Below are 13076 nucleotides of genomic sequence, written 5' to 3' on the forward strand. Positions count from 1 at the left end.
CCGAGGCCCCGCAGAAGAAGAGAATTCATCCTTAGGCTGAGCGGAAAACGCCTGTGCGTTGAGCAAGCCTTAGGAAAAACCGGGAACAATCCAAGGCGGAGCAGTTTGTTTGGAGGCGCGTCATGCCCCCCCCTTTGACGACAGCGCCGCCGTCCTCCCGCGATTTGGAGGAGCCCGTCGAAAAAGCCGCCCATGAGGGCGCGGAGAACGGGTCGGCGGCGGCGGAATCTCAGGCCCCTCAAAGCCCTTACGAGCTTTATGTGGCGGCCATGTCCTATATCGAGCGTCTGCATCGCCTGATGCTGGACGTGATCAAAGACGAATTCGAACGTCTGGGCCAGGAGGGCCTGAACAGCGTGCAGGCGATGTTGTTGTTCAACATCGCGGGCCATGAGCTGACCGCGGGCGAACTGAAGTCGCGCGGTTATTATCAGGGCTCGAACGTCTCCTACAACCTCAAGAAGCTGGTGGAGGGCGGATACATCCACCATGAGCGCAGCGAGGTGGACCGGCGCGCGGTGCGCATTCGTCTGACCGAAAAAGGCGAAGCCTTGCGGCGTCGGGTGGCCGAGCTCTACGAGGCCCATGTCTCGGCCTTCTCCGCGGAGGAGGGGGCGGTGAGCGCCGAGAACCTCGCGCGGATGACCTCCGTGATGCGCGACCTCGAACGCTTCTGGGGCGAGCGGATCCGCTATATTTATTGAAAAAGGCGGCGGATCCGGGATCGGATCCGCCGCCGCCGCCTCGCGCTGCGTATCGGCGATCAGCGTCCGAAGCGGAAGAAGTCGTCGTCCCGGCGGCGGTCATGGTCGTCATGCTCGCGGTCGATGAACTCGCGGCAGGCGCGTTGGGCGTCCCGGCCGCGGACGTCGCCCGCGCAACGCCGCCGCCAGCCCTCCCGCCAGCCGTCCTGATAGGCCCGCAGCGCGCTTTGCGGATCATGGGCGCGGGCGCCGCAGGCGCGCGGATCGCGCTCGCAGAGCCAGGGGCGGCCGCTCAGGCCATCCTGAAATCCGCGTTCGGCGAAGCTGGAGACGGGCGTGCGTCCTCCCCCGAAATTAGGCCCGAAGCTCGGGCCGGGATTGACGACGGTCGCCTGACAGCCCGCCAGACCGAAAGAGGCGAAGAGCAAGGCGAAGAGGGTTCGTTTCGAGGTCATAGGGGCCTCCTTGAGGGCGGATCCTGAATAGTGCGGGTGTGCGGTCGGGCGGGCGGCGCCTCACCAGAACCAGCCGGGGCCGAAGCCGTCGACGCGGTCCAGCCGGGCGCGCAGGCGCCGGATTTCAAAGCCCCATCTGGCGCGCTCCTCCTTCGAGCCCGCCGCGGAATAAGCGGCTTCGGCCCGGCGCAGATCGTCGAGCGCCTCCTGATAGCGCCTGCGGGCGTAAGCCTCGGCCTCGCCGGTCCGGTAGCCCGCGAGGAAATCCGCCTCGGCGGGCCCGGAGCAGACCCGCGCGTAAGGCCGCTCCGCCAGACCCTCGCGATAACCGATTTCGGCGACGCAATAGAGCCTCAGGCCCTCCGCGCGCCCCGCCGACCATGCGGAGGCGTTCGGGACCACCCCCGCCTTGGCGCAAGCTTCGGCATGGGCGTTCAGGCGGCCTTCGGAGGCGCCCGCGGCGCCGTCCTTGAAGCCCTGCTCGCTCCAGTCGACGACGCGGCATTCCTCCGGCGAGAGCGTGGCGCAGCCCGTCAAGACGCCGGTCAGGATCAGGGCCGCCGCTGAAAGCCTCATGGCGGTCACCACCAGCCGCTCCGCCAGCCCCAGCCGACGCCCCAACCCATGCGCGGGCCGCCGCCCCAGCCCCAGCCGAGCCCGACGCTCGGGGCGTAGACCACCGCCGGATTGCGGAAGGCGAAGCCGCGCTCATATTCGCGCAGGAAGGCCTCGGCCTGAGCCTCCGGGCAGACGCCGCGATATTCGCGCCCCGCCCGCCCGAGCCGATAGCCGTTTTCAGCCGTGCAATAGGCCGCGAGCCCTTGGGCGCGGCCTTCGGCCCAGGATTGCTGCGGCAGGCCGGGACAGGCTCCGAGATGGCGCGCCAATTCGGTGGAGGGGGCGCCCTTCGCGCCGTCCTCATAGCCGACGCGCGTCCAGTCGACGGCGGCGCATTGGGCCGGAGCCAAGGGCTGGACCGGCAGAGAGGCGCAGCCCGCCGCCAGAGCGCCGCCGGCGAAAACCGCGCAGAGGCCGATCCGCCGCCCGATCCGCCGTCTTATCCTCTGCGAATCCGCGCATGTCGTCTTGATCATCGAAGGCTCATCCTCCCGAATCATATCCCGTCGTCGCGTCCGTCCCCGGTCCCCGTCTCCATCATGCCCGCATATATGGCGAGACCAAGACGAAAACCCTTTCGGACGCCGTCTTCTTTACGTTTCAGGTTCTTCCGATCCGTCGCGGACGGCCTTGAGCGGCCAAAATCCGCCCAAAACCGCCTCTGGGCCGGATTCGTGACGGAGCTGTGAGCGCGCCTTCCTTGACGCCGTCCGTTTGAGCGCCCAAATCCGGGAGCGCGATCAGGCGATTCCGAAGCGCCCCGGCGCGAGGCCTGACCTTATGGTCCGGCTTCGTCGGCCTCGCCGCCCCCTCTCCGAGCCCTCCGGTCGCGTTGCGCCGGGCGTCTTCGGGGCCTATAAGCGGCTTGGCGTCTCCGTGGGGAGGCGCGGACCCATCGCAAGAGCGAGACATCCCGCGCGCGGAATTCCGGAGGCCGAGGCCCCCCGCGCGCCTGAGGCGAAGGAGCGTTCATGCCCTGGAGCAATGATTCGGGCGGCCCTTGGGGGAAAAAAGGCGGTCAGGGCGACCGCGGGCGCGGCCCATGGGGCTCCGGGCCTTCGGGCGGAGGCGGCGGTTCGGGCGGAGGCGGAGGCGGAGACCGAGATCCTCAGAAAGAGGTCGAGGAGTTGTTTCGGCGCGGCCGCGAGCGCATGCGCTCGGCTTGGGGCGGCGGAGGCGGCTCCGGCGGCGGCGGATCGGGCGGCGGAGGCTCCTCCTTTCCCGGCGGCGATCTGACCGCGGGCGGGCTTCTGCTCGGCGGTCTGGCGGCGCTCGGCGTCTGGCTCTTTCTCTCGATCTACACCGTGGACGCGGGCGAGGAGGCGGTGGTTCTGCGCTTCGGCGAGTTCCACGCGACCGCCACCCCCGGTCTGAACATGCGCATCTGGCCCATCGACACGGTGGAGAAGGTGCGCGTCACCGAGGTGCGTCAGATCAACATCGGCGGCGAAACCTCCGGCGTGACCAATTTCCGCAATCAGCGCGTCTCGGCGGACGACGGCGAGAACCTGATGCTCACCGGCGACGAGAACATCATCGACCTGCATTTCAAGGTGCAGTGGCGCATCGGCGACGCCCCGAAATACCTCTTCAGCCTGCGCGAGCCGGAAAGCACCGTGCGCGCCGTGGCCGAAAGCGCCATGCGCGAGGTGGTCGGCCGCAACAACGCCGAATTCGTCCGCACCACCGGCCGTCAGCTGGTGATGCAGGAGGTCCGCGACGTCATCCAGACCACCCTCGACAGCTACGACTCCGGCATCCTCATCGCCGACGACATCCAGCTGGAGAAGGCCGATCCGCCCGCCGCCGTCATCGAGGCCTTCCGCGACGTGCAGGCCGCGCAGCAGGATCAGGTGACCGCTCAGAACCAGGCCGAAGCCTATCGCAACCAGACCCTCGCCCGCGCCCGCGGCGACGCCGCTCAGGTGGCGCAGCAGGCCGAAGGCTATCGCGCGCAGGTCGTGGCGGAGGCTCAAGGCGAGGCCTCGCGCTTCGGCGCGATCTATCTGGAGTATCGCGAGTCGCCGGCCATCGTGCGCACGCGGATGTATCTCGAATCCATGGAGCGCGCGCTTGCGGGCGCGCCGAAGGTCATCCTCGATCAAAACGGCGTCGGCGGGGCTGTGCCCTTCCTGCCGCTGAACCAGATGACTCCGTCGAGGGAGGACCGCTGACATGGCGACCGTGATTTCGCAACGCGCTCTGCGCTTCGGTCTGATCGGCGCCGCCTTGGCCGCCGCCGCGATCTATTTCTGCACCTACACCGTGGACGAGCGCGAACAAGCGCTGGTGCTGGCCTTCGGCGAGCCCCGCGAGGTGGTCAAGGATCCGGGGCTGCATTTCAAGCTGCCGCCGCCCTTCAACAACGTGCTTTACTTCGAGGACCGCATCCTGCGGCTGGAGACGCCTTCCCGCGAAGTGATCTCGCGCGATCAGCGGCGCCTCGTGGTGGATTCCTTCGCGCTCTGGCGGATCACCGATCCGCTGAAGTTCTATCAGTCGGTGCGGACCATCGGCACCGCCGAACAGCGCATCTCCGCCAATCTGAACACGGCGCTTCTGCGGGTGCTTTCGGGCCAGAACTTCGCGGCCCTGCTCACCGCCGACCGCGCCACCACCATGAATCAGATCCGCAACGAGGCCCGCGACTCCAGCGCGGCCTTCGGCGTGGACATCATCGACGTGCGCATCCGCCGCGCCGATCTGCCGGACGCCAACCTCGTGGCGACCTATAACCGCATGAACACCGAGCGTCAGCGCGAGGCCGCCGACTTCCGCGCCAAAGGTCAGGAGGCGGCGCAGATCACCCGCGCCGAAGCCGATCGTCAGGCTCTGGAGCTGGTGTCCAACGCCCGCCGCGACGCCGAATATATCCGGGGCGAGGCCGACGCCGCCCGCAACGGCATCCTCGCGGACGCCTTCGGCGGAGATCCCGAGTTCTACGGCTTCTATCGCCATATGCTGGCCTATGAGCGCGTCTTCGGCGAGGGCTCGGCGGGGACTTCGGCGGTGCTGACCCCCGAGAGCAATCCCTTCCTGCGCTATTTTCAGGACATGGCCGGAGGCTCGGAGCGGATCACGGCCTTGCCGGCTCTGCCGGATATTCCCGGCGGCTACGTCGCGCCGAGCTTCCCGCGCGGGCCCGTCATCGAGCCGCCGGTGATCGAGGGCGTGACGCCCGCGCCCGCGACTCAAACCGAGACCGAGGCCGGGACCGAGACCGGGACGCCGGGCTTCAACGGATCCTTGCTGGAGCCTGCGCCCGCCGCCTCTGAGGTCGAGGCGGCTCCGGCCGCGCCCTTCGCGCCGCTTCTGGAGCCGGCTCCGGCCCCGGCCGCCCCGCAGGAGAACGGGGAGGAGGAGGCGGCGCCCGCGCCGCTCTGATCTCTCCGACTGATCGCCGCAATCTCGAAAGGCGTTCCCCCCATGACGCACAAGACGACGGACATGACGACGGACATGACGCAGATTCCGATCCGCAAGCCGCGTCCGGCGATCTTTCTGGCGGCGGTTCTTCTGGCGCTCTCCGGCGCGGGGGGGCTCGCTCCGGCGAGCGCCCAGCCCGCCGGAGCGCCGGAGAGCTTCGCCGATCTGGCGGGGGCGCATTCCGCGGCGGTGGTGAACATCTCGACGCGCCAGACGGTCGAGCGTTCGGCCTTCGACCGCGCGCCGAATTTTCCGCCGGGCAGCCCCTTCGAGGAGTTCTTCAAGGACTTCTTCGGCGACGGCGACCGCCCCAGCACGGCGCAATCCCTCGGCTCGGGCTTCGTGATCGACGCCGAGGGCTACATCGTCACCAACAACCACGTCATCGAGGGCGCGGACGAGGTGACGGTGAACTTCCCCAACGGCGATTCGGCCGAGGCCGAGATCGTCGGCCGCGATCCCAAGACCGACATCGCCTTGCTCAAGCTGATTTCGCCGCCCGCCGATCCTCTGCCGACGGTGGCTTTCGGCGATTCCGACGGGCTGCGGGTGGGCGACTGGGTGATGGCCATCGGCAATCCCTTCGGTCTGGGCGGCTCGGTTTCGGCGGGCATCGTCTCGGCGCGGGGGCGCTCCATCGACGTTGGGCCCTACGACGACTTCATTCAGACCGACGCCGCCATCAACCGCGGCAATTCGGGCGGCCCCCTGTTCAATCTGCGCGGCGAAGTGATCGGCGTGAACACCGCCATTTACTCCCCGACCGGCGGATGGGTGGGCATCGGCTTCGCCACGCCCTCGAACATCGCCGCCGAGGTCGCGGCGCAATTGCGCGAACATGGCGTGACGCGGCGCGGCTGGATCGGGGTGCGCACGAGCAATCTCGGGCCGGAGAAGGCCCGCGAGCTCGGATTCGCCCGGCCGCGCGGGGCTTTGGTCTCCGCCGTGACCGAGGAGGCGCCCGCCGCTCAGGGCGGCCTTCAGGAAGGCGACGTGATTCTGAAGGTCGGCAGCCAGGAGGTCGCCGATTCCCGCGCGCTGACGCGCATCGTGGCCGCCGCCGAAATCGACGCGCCGGTGGATCTGCTCGTCAACCGCGACGGAGAAGAGATCTCCCTCGAGGTGACCGTGGGCCTGCTGGAGGAGGAGACGCCGGAGATCCGCCGTCGCCGCGTGGAGGCCGCCGAAGCGGACGAAGCCGCCGCAAGCCGCGCCCGGATGACTCTCGGCATGGCTCTGGCGCCTCTGACCGAGGAGAACCGCCAAGAGCGGGACTTGCCGGAGGATCTGGAGGGCGTGCTCGTGACGGACGTCGCCTCGACCGGCCCGGCGGCCCAGAAGGGCATCCGCGTCGGGGACGTGGTGGTCGAGGCCGCCCGCGAGCCCGTGACCACGCCGGAGGATCTCGTGGCGCGGGCGCAGGCCCAGCGCGACGAAGGCCGGACCTCCATTCTGCTGCTCGTGCGTCGGGCGGGCGATCTGCGCTTCGTCTCTCTGCGGCTGAACGAAGAAAACCCCTGAGGCTTCCGGCCGGGGCCCGGAGGAGAGGAGGCGGGGGCCGCGAGGCCGCCCGCCTTTTTCGTCTTCAGAGGAGGAACTCCTCGACGCTGAGCACGCCCGCCGCGCTGCGCAGATCGCTCATGAGGTCGGGCGTCATGGCGTAGCGCTCGGGAAGGCGGATCTGCGCCAGACCCGCCGGAGCCTCCAGCAGGAGGCGGACCTCCGCGCCGCGCGCCGCCCGCATCGGATCGAGCCGCGCCTTCAGCGCCTGAGGCGCGGCCTCGGAGGTCAGACGGATCGTCACGCCCTCCGGCGCGGCGCCCGCCGTGGCCTCGCGCAGATCCTCGACGCTTTGCAGCTTGAGGCGCATCTGCTCGCCGCCGCGGTCGGCCTCCACGCCCAGCGCCACGAGGCGTCCGGGCTCCAGAAGCTCGCGGCTGGAGGTCAGCAGGTCGGAGAAGGCCATCCCCTCCGAAATCCCCGTCTGGTCGGAGAATTTCACGAAGGCGAACATCCGTCCGGACTGGGATTTCTTCTCCTGACGGCTGATGATCACCGCCGCCACGCGCCCGCCCGCCGCGCTGGACTGCTCCAGATCGCGCAGGGTCATGAATTTCTTGCGCCTCAGCGCCGGGCCGAAGTCGTCCAGCGGATGGCCCGAGAGATGGAAGCCCACCGCCGATTGCTCATGATCGAGCTTCACCATGGCGGGCCAATCCTCCTGAGTCTTCAGCCGGGGCGGGGGCGGGGGGCCGCCGAAGAGCGAATCCTGATGGCTGGCGCGGTCGGCGGCGGCGCTCTGGGCGTAGGAGAGGAGCGCGTCGAGATTCTCGAAGAGCTTGCGGCGATTGGGCTCCAGCTTGTCGAAGGCCCCGGCGCGCACGAGATTCTCCAAAGCCCGCTTATTCACCTGACGGGGATCGATGCGGCGGAGGAAGTCGAAGACGTCCTTGAAGGGGCCCTTGGCCGCGCGCTCGCGGACGATGCCCTCCATGGCCTCGGCGCCGACGTTCTTCAGCGCGCCCAGCGCATAAAGGATCTCGCCTTCTCCGGTGACGAATTTCGCGCCCGAGCGGTTCACGTCGGGCGGAGAGAGCCTGATGCCGAGCCGGTCCAGCTCCTGTTTATAGACTCCGAGCTTATCGGTGTTGTGCATGTCGAAGGTCATGGTGGCGGCCATGAACTCCAGCGGATGATTCGCCTTGAGCCAGCCCGTCTGGTAGCTCACCAGCGCATAGGCGGCGGCGTGGGATTTATTGAAGCCGTAATCCGCGAATTTCGCCAGCAGGTCGAAGATCTCATCCGCTTTGGCCCGGTCGAGGCCGCGCTCCACCGCGCCCTCGACGAAGCGGCTGCGCTGCTGATCCATCTCGGCCTTGATCTTCTTGCCCATGGCGCGGCGCAGAAGATCGGCCTCGCCGAGCGAATAGCCCGACAGAAGCTTGGCGATCTCCATCACCTGCTCCTGATAGATGATGACGCCGTAGGTCTCCTTGAGCACCGGCTCCAGCTTGGGATGCAGGTAGTCGGCGGGTTCGCGGCCATGCTTCACGGCGCAATAATGCGGGATGTTGCTCATCGGGCCGGGACGATACAGCGCCACGAGGGCGATGATGTCCTCGATGGCCGTGGGCCGGAGCTGGCGCAGGGCGTCGCGCATGCCCGTGCCCTCCACCTGAAACACGCCCACGGTCTCGGCGCGGCCGTAAAGGGCGTAGGTCTTTTCATCGTCGAGGGGGATGGCGGCGATGTCCACCGGCGCCGGGATCAGCTCCAGAGCCTCCTGAATCACCGAGAGGGTCTTCAGTCCGAGGAAGTCGAATTTCACCAGACCCGCCGGCTCGACCCATTTCATGTTGAACTGAGTGACCGGCATCTCCGAGCGCGGATCGAGATACAGCGGCACCAATTCGTCTAAAGGCCGGTCGCCGATCACCACGCCCGCCGCATGGGTGGAGGCGTGGCGGTAAAGCCCCTCCAGCTTCATGGCGATGTCGAAGAGCTTGGCGACCGCCTCATGAGACCGGATCTCCTCGCGCAGGCGGGGTTCTCCGGCGACGGCCTCCTCGATGGTGACCGGCTTGGCGGGATTGTTCGGCACCATCTTGCAGAGCTTGTCGACTTGCCCATAGGGCATGTTCAGCACGCGCCCCACGTCGCGCAGAGCCGCGCGGGCCTGAAGCTTTCCGAAGGTGATGATCTGGGCCACCTGATCGCGGCCGTATTTCCTCTGCACGTAGTCGATGACGAAATGGCGCTTCTCCTGACAGAAGTCGATGTCGAAATCGGGCATCGACACGCGGTCGGGATTGAGGAAGCGCTCGAAGAGCAGCCCGTAGCGGATGGGGTCGAGATCGGTGATCAGCAGCGACCAGGCCACCAGAGAGCCCGCGCCCGAACCGCGCCCCGGCCCCACCGGAATCCCCTGCTCCTTGGCCCATTTGATGAAGTCGGAGACGATGAGGAAGTAGCCCGAGAAGCCCATGCGCGCGATGATCGACAATTCATAGGCCAGACGCTCTTCGTAAGCCTCGCGCGTCGCGTAGAGCGGACCTGTGGCGAGGCGGCTGGCGAGGCCCTCCTCCGCCTGACGTTTGGCCTCCTCGACCTCGTCGGGGGCGAAGCGGGGCAGGATGGGCTTATGAGTCTTCGGGCGATAGGCGCAGCGCCGCGCGATCTCGACCGTGGTCTCCAGAGCCTCCGGCAGATCGGCGAAGAGCGCCGCCATCTGATCGGGAGTCTTGAAATAGCGCTCCGGGCTCAGCCGCACGCGCTCGGCGTCGTCCACCCGCGCGCCCGAGGCGATGCAAAGCATGGCGTCATGGGCCTCGGCCATTTCGGAGACGGCGTAAAGCGTCTGCTGGGTCGCGACGATGGGCAGATTCCGCGCATAAGCCGTCTCCAGAAAGACGGCTTCGGTCTCCTCCTCCTCCGGCGCGCGCCTCGCGCCTTCGGAGCCATGGCGCTGGATCTCGACGTAAAGCCGGTTGGGATAGATCCGCGCGAGCTCTTCAAGATGCGCCTCGGCGAGGGGGCGGCGGCCGCTGCGGATCAGGCGTCCGGCGGGGCCGTCGGCGCCGCCGGTGAGGCAGATCAGCCCCTCGCTCCAGCGCGCGAGATCCTCCATCAGCACATGCGGCGATTCCGACCCCGAATCGAGGAAGCTCTTGGAGATCAGCTTGAGCAGATGGCGATAACCCGCTTCGTTTTGCGCCAGCAGGAGGATCGTCGGATCGGCGGCGGCGTTTCCCGGCGGCTCCAGACGCAGCGGCGCCAGACAGCCCGCGATGGGCTGAATCCCCGCCTTGGCGAGAGTCTCCGAGAACTCCAGCGCGCCGAAGAGATTGCCATGGTCGGTCAGAGCCGCCGCCGGAACGCCCGCCTTCTCGCAGAGCTTGGCCATGGCCTTCACATGAATCGCGCCCTCCAGCATGGAATAGCTGCTTTGCAGCCGCAGCGGGATGAAGCGCGGCTGAATCAAATCGAGCGGGGCGGGGGATTCGGCTTCGGTCATAGGCGGCGGACTCGCGGCGGGAGGGGGCGGGGGAGGGGATCCCCGCGAGTCTAGAACATCAGGGCGCGGGGGTCACGTCTTGAAGCTCGGGGAAGCTGGGGGCCGCCAGACGCCGCGCATGATCGCGCAGATCCTCCGGCCAGCCTTCGGTGAGCGCAAGGAAGCGCGCCTGATCCTTGGCGTAGAGCGCCCGCGAGGCTTCTTCGTAATCCGGGGCGTCGCCGAGGGCGGCGGTCATGAAATTCCCCGCCGCGGTCTGAGCGCGTTTGGCTTCGGCTCGGGGGTCTTTGCGGGCCTCCTCCACCAGCCGCCGCAGAGCCGCCGAGGCGCCGCCGGGCTGAGTCGCCAGCCAATCCCAATGGCGCGGCAGAAGCGTCACCTCGCGGGGGGAGACGCCGAGCTTCGGGCGTCCGGGCTTCACGGATTTCTGAGGCTCGGCGCGCTCGGCGACTTCTTCGGGGGTTCCGCGCAGATCGGCGTCGAGGGGGCGCCCGGTGTCGTCGGAATAGAAGCTGAGGCGGGATTCCGCCTCGGGATCCGCGTCGAGGGCCTTGCGCGCGGCTTTGACCACGCAGCCCGGCGCGCCGGAGGCGAGGCGCCTCCCATCAAGGAAGGCGGTCCAGCGGGGGGATTCGGAGTGAGGCATGGAAGGGGCTCCCGAAGCGTTTTCCAGCGAAGCCGAACGGACTTCGCGTCGGGAAAACGCGGCCATGTCAAAAGTCAGGCCCCGATTATTACCCGGATGAAATCTGCGAGTCAAGATTTATCCGGGTAATATTATCCTCATAAAAGATGTCCGCTCTTCGCGCCCTTCACCGCGAGATAACGCGCGTTCTGCTCGGTCTCGCCGACCCGCAGCGGCGCGCGGGCGACCACCTCCAGCCCCTGTTTCTCCAGAGCGGCGATCTTGCGCGGATTATTGGTCATCAGCCTGAGCTTCTTCGCCCCGAGATCCTTCAGCATCAGAGCCGCCACGCGGAAATCCCGCAGGTCGTCCTCGAAGCCGAGGCGGTGATTGGCCTCCACCGTGTCGAAGCCCTGATCCTGCAAGGCGTAGGCGCGGAGCTTGTTCGCGAGGCCGATGCCGCGCCCCTCCTGCGCCAGATAGAGCAGGATTCCGCCGCCGCTTCCCGCTTTATGCTCGACGGCCATGCGCGCCAGAGCCGCCCGCAATTGCGGCCCGCAATCGCATTTCAGCGAGCCTAAATGATCCCCGGTCAGGCATTCGGAATGCAGCCGCGTCAGAACCGGCCGCGTCAGATCCGGCTGGCCCACGACGACGGCGTAATGCTCCGGCCCGCCGTCCGAGGGCCGATAGGCGTGGATCTCGGTCATCCCCGCCAGAGCCAGTGGCACCCGCGCCGCCGCCAGACGCCGCAGCGTCAAATTCTCCGTATCGAGAGCCTCGCGCAGATCCGAAGCTGCGATCCTCAGGAGATCGGCGGGCGCCTCCGCCGGGGCCGAAGCCAGCAGCGCCGCGGGCAGCAGCCCCGCCCGCGCGCAGAGCTTCAGCGCCAGACGCGCGGCCTCCGCTTCGGGCTGGCCTTCCGCGTCGCCGCGCAGGCTCTCGAAGGGGCCGCGCAGAGGATTCGCCAGATCCTGCGCCGGATCGGCCAGAGCCCCGAGAAGCTCCGGCCCGGCCCCGGCGGGAATCAGAATCCGCGCGAGATCCCCGTCATAGGCCCGGATCTTCAGCACCGAGGCCCGCCGCGCGCTCAGAGCCGCCACGGGCCGCCCGAGCCGTCGCGCCAGCTCCAGAGCCCGCTCAGAAACGCCCTCCAGCGCCGCGACGAGGACCGGCGCCGCGCCTTCCCGCATCAGCAGCAGCGGCGTTCCGGCGCGCAGATCCGCGCCCGCGCGCGCCAGACGCTCCGCAGGCGTCAGCCAGATGTCGTCGGCCATGGGGGTCTCCTTGCTCAGGGGATGGGCTCCGGGAAGCGCAAAAGATCGGGAGGCTTCGCAAGCGCGCGACCTTCCGCCGCCGCGTCTTGACGAAAGCGGCTCCGTCGCCTTCCTATCCTCAGAAGCGCAGGCCGGAAAGCGGGAAGCGCCTTTCGGCCGCTCCGGCGTGGAGCGCCGCAATCAAGAATAAGGAGCAGAGAGCATGGCCGCCATACGCCGCATTCTGATGGTGGACGACGACGCCGATCTGCGCGGAGCCCTCGCGGATCAACTGGTTCTGACCGAGGAATTCGACGTCTTCGAAGCCGAAAGCGCCTCCCGGGGGCTGGAGATGGTCAAGAGCGACCATTACGACCTCGTGCTGCTGGACGTCGGGCTGCCCGACATGGACGGCCGAGAGCTCTGCCGCATGATGCGCAAGGCGGGCGTGAAGTCGCCGATCCTCATGCTGACCGGCCACGCCTCGGACGCGGACGCCATCCTCGGGCTGGACGCGGGCGCCAATGATTACGTCGCCAAGCCCTTCAAATTCGCGGTTCTTCTCGCGCGGATCCGGGCGCAGCTGCGCACCCATGAGCAGAATGAAGACGCCATCTTCAGCATCGGCGGCTACAGCTTCCAGCCCAGCACCAAGATGCTCACCGACGGATCGGGCAAGAAGATCCGTCTGACGGAGAAGGAATCCAGCATTCTGAAGTTCCTCTATCGCGCCGCCGACCGCATGGTGGCCCGCGAGGTGCTGCTGCACGAGGTCTGGGGCTATAACGCCAACGTCACGACCCATACGCTGGAGACGCATATTTATCGCCTCCGCCAGAAGATCGAGCGCGAGCCCGGCGAGGCCCGCATCCTCGTGACCGAGCCCGGCGGCTATCGCCTGATCGCCTGAGGCTGAGCGCGGCGGCGCTGGACAATCTCGTTTCACCCCCTTACCGTTCCCTTGATGTTCGAATCAAG

The 13076-nt window shown here is 67.8% G+C and carries 11 protein-coding genes; 5 read left to right on the forward strand and 6 right to left on the reverse strand.

Features of this window, described 5'->3' with window-relative positions:
* Positions 1-269 precede the first annotated feature (269 nt).
* Positions 270-704, forward strand: a complete 435-nt coding sequence (locus tag B161_RS16205) for a MarR family winged helix-turn-helix transcriptional regulator (RefSeq protein ID WP_240471590.1) — start codon at positions 270-272, stop codon at positions 702-704.
* Positions 705-763: 59 nt separating this feature from the next.
* On the opposite strand, the gene B161_RS0101955 is transcribed toward B161_RS16205, so the two are convergent.
* The 3 genes from B161_RS0101955 to B161_RS18455 are packed head-to-tail and all read right to left on the reverse strand — an operon-like array spanning position 764 to position 2253.
* Positions 764-1159, reverse strand: a complete 396-nt coding sequence (locus B161_RS0101955; RefSeq protein ID WP_018631671.1) for a hypothetical protein — start codon at positions 1157-1159, stop codon at positions 764-766.
* A 60-nt stretch (positions 1160-1219) separates the two neighbouring features.
* Positions 1220-1747: a DUF2799 domain-containing protein gene (locus tag B161_RS18450; protein ID WP_018631672.1), complete on the reverse strand. Its 528-nt coding sequence runs from the start codon at positions 1745-1747 to the stop codon at positions 1220-1222.
* On the reverse strand, positions 1741-2253 hold the full coding sequence (locus B161_RS18455; RefSeq protein WP_018631673.1) for a DUF2799 domain-containing protein: 513 nt from the start codon (positions 2251-2253) through the stop codon (positions 1741-1743). Before B161_RS18455 ends, B161_RS18450 begins: the two co-directional genes overlap by 7 nt.
* Before the next feature lie 495 nt (positions 2254-2748).
* On the opposite strand from B161_RS18455, the gene hflK reads away from it, so the two are divergent.
* Genes hflK through B161_RS0101980 form a run of 3 tightly spaced genes read left to right on the forward strand, consistent with a single transcriptional unit; the run spans position 2749 to position 6724 of the window.
* Positions 2749-3951, forward strand: coding sequence for an FtsH protease activity modulator HflK (hflK, locus tag B161_RS0101970; RefSeq protein ID WP_018631674.1), 1203 nt, complete (start codon positions 2749-2751; stop codon positions 3949-3951).
* Position 3952: 1 nt separating this feature from the next.
* Positions 3953-5161, forward strand: coding sequence for a protease modulator HflC (gene hflC / locus B161_RS16220; protein ID WP_018631675.1), 1209 nt, complete (start codon positions 3953-3955; stop codon positions 5159-5161).
* A gap of 42 nt (positions 5162-5203) precedes the next feature.
* A complete protein-coding gene (locus tag B161_RS0101980; protein ID WP_018631676.1) occupies positions 5204-6724 on the forward strand; it encodes a Do family serine endopeptidase in 1521 nt (506 codons plus the stop codon).
* A gap of 64 nt (positions 6725-6788) precedes the next feature.
* Here the strand turns inward: B161_RS0101980 and dnaE are convergent, their stop codons facing one another.
* The 3 genes from dnaE to ribA all read right to left on the reverse strand — a co-directional run bounded on the left by dnaE (position 6789) and on the right by ribA (position 12119).
* The gene (gene dnaE / locus B161_RS0101985) at positions 6789-10217 is read right to left on the reverse strand and encodes a DNA polymerase III subunit alpha (RefSeq protein ID WP_018631677.1); all 3429 of its coding nucleotides are present in this window, start codon (positions 10215-10217) and stop codon (positions 6789-6791) included.
* Between the two features lie 58 nt (positions 10218-10275).
* Positions 10276-10863 carry a DUF2239 family protein gene (locus B161_RS0101990; RefSeq protein WP_018631678.1) on the reverse strand — a complete coding sequence of 196 codons (588 nt, stop codon included), beginning with the start codon at positions 10861-10863 and terminating at the stop codon, positions 10276-10278.
* Positions 10864-11000: 137 nt separating this feature from the next.
* A complete protein-coding gene (ribA, locus tag B161_RS0101995; protein ID WP_018631679.1) occupies positions 11001-12119 on the reverse strand; it encodes a GTP cyclohydrolase II in 1119 nt (372 codons plus the stop codon).
* A gap of 202 nt (positions 12120-12321) precedes the next feature.
* On the opposite strand from ribA, the gene B161_RS0102005 reads away from it, so the two are divergent.
* On the forward strand, positions 12322-13008 hold the full coding sequence (locus B161_RS0102005; RefSeq protein WP_018631681.1) for a response regulator transcription factor: 687 nt from the start codon (positions 12322-12324) through the stop codon (positions 13006-13008).
* Positions 13009-13076: the final 68 nt, after the last annotated feature.

It is taken from the genome of Neomegalonema perideroedes DSM 15528, assembly GCF_000374145.1.
GTDB lineage: Bacteria > Pseudomonadota > Alphaproteobacteria > Rhodobacterales > Rhodobacteraceae > Neomegalonema > Neomegalonema perideroedes.

Bases quoted from the DNA above. Each gene is read 5' to 3' on its own strand.
- dnaE (WP_018631677.1), bottom strand. From the start codon at position 10,217: ATGACCGAAGCCGAATCCCCCGCCCCGCTCGATTTGATTCAGCCGCGC.
- B161_RS0101955 (WP_018631671.1), bottom strand. From the start codon at position 1,159: ATGACCTCGAAACGAACCCTCTTCGCCTTGCTCTTCGCCTCTTTCGGT.
- B161_RS16205 (WP_240471590.1), top strand. From the start codon at position 270: ATGTCCTATATCGAGCGTCTGCATCGCCTGATGCTGGACGTGATCAAA.
- B161_RS18455 (WP_018631673.1), bottom strand. From the start codon at position 2,253: ATGATCAAGACGACATGCGCGGATTCGCAGAGGATAAGACGGCGGATC.
- ribA (WP_018631679.1), bottom strand. From the start codon at position 12,119: ATGGCCGACGACATCTGGCTGACGCCTGCGGAGCGTCTGGCGCGCGCG.
- B161_RS0102005 (WP_018631681.1), top strand. From the start codon at position 12,322: ATGGCCGCCATACGCCGCATTCTGATGGTGGACGACGACGCCGATCTG.
- hflC (WP_018631675.1), top strand. From the start codon at position 3,953: ATGGCGACCGTGATTTCGCAACGCGCTCTGCGCTTCGGTCTGATCGGC.
- B161_RS0101980 (WP_018631676.1), top strand. From the start codon at position 5,204: ATGACGCACAAGACGACGGACATGACGACGGACATGACGCAGATTCCG.
- B161_RS0101990 (WP_018631678.1), bottom strand. From the start codon at position 10,863: ATGCCTCACTCCGAATCCCCCCGCTGGACCGCCTTCCTTGATGGGAGG.
- hflK (WP_018631674.1), top strand. From the start codon at position 2,749: ATGCCCTGGAGCAATGATTCGGGCGGCCCTTGGGGGAAAAAAGGCGGT.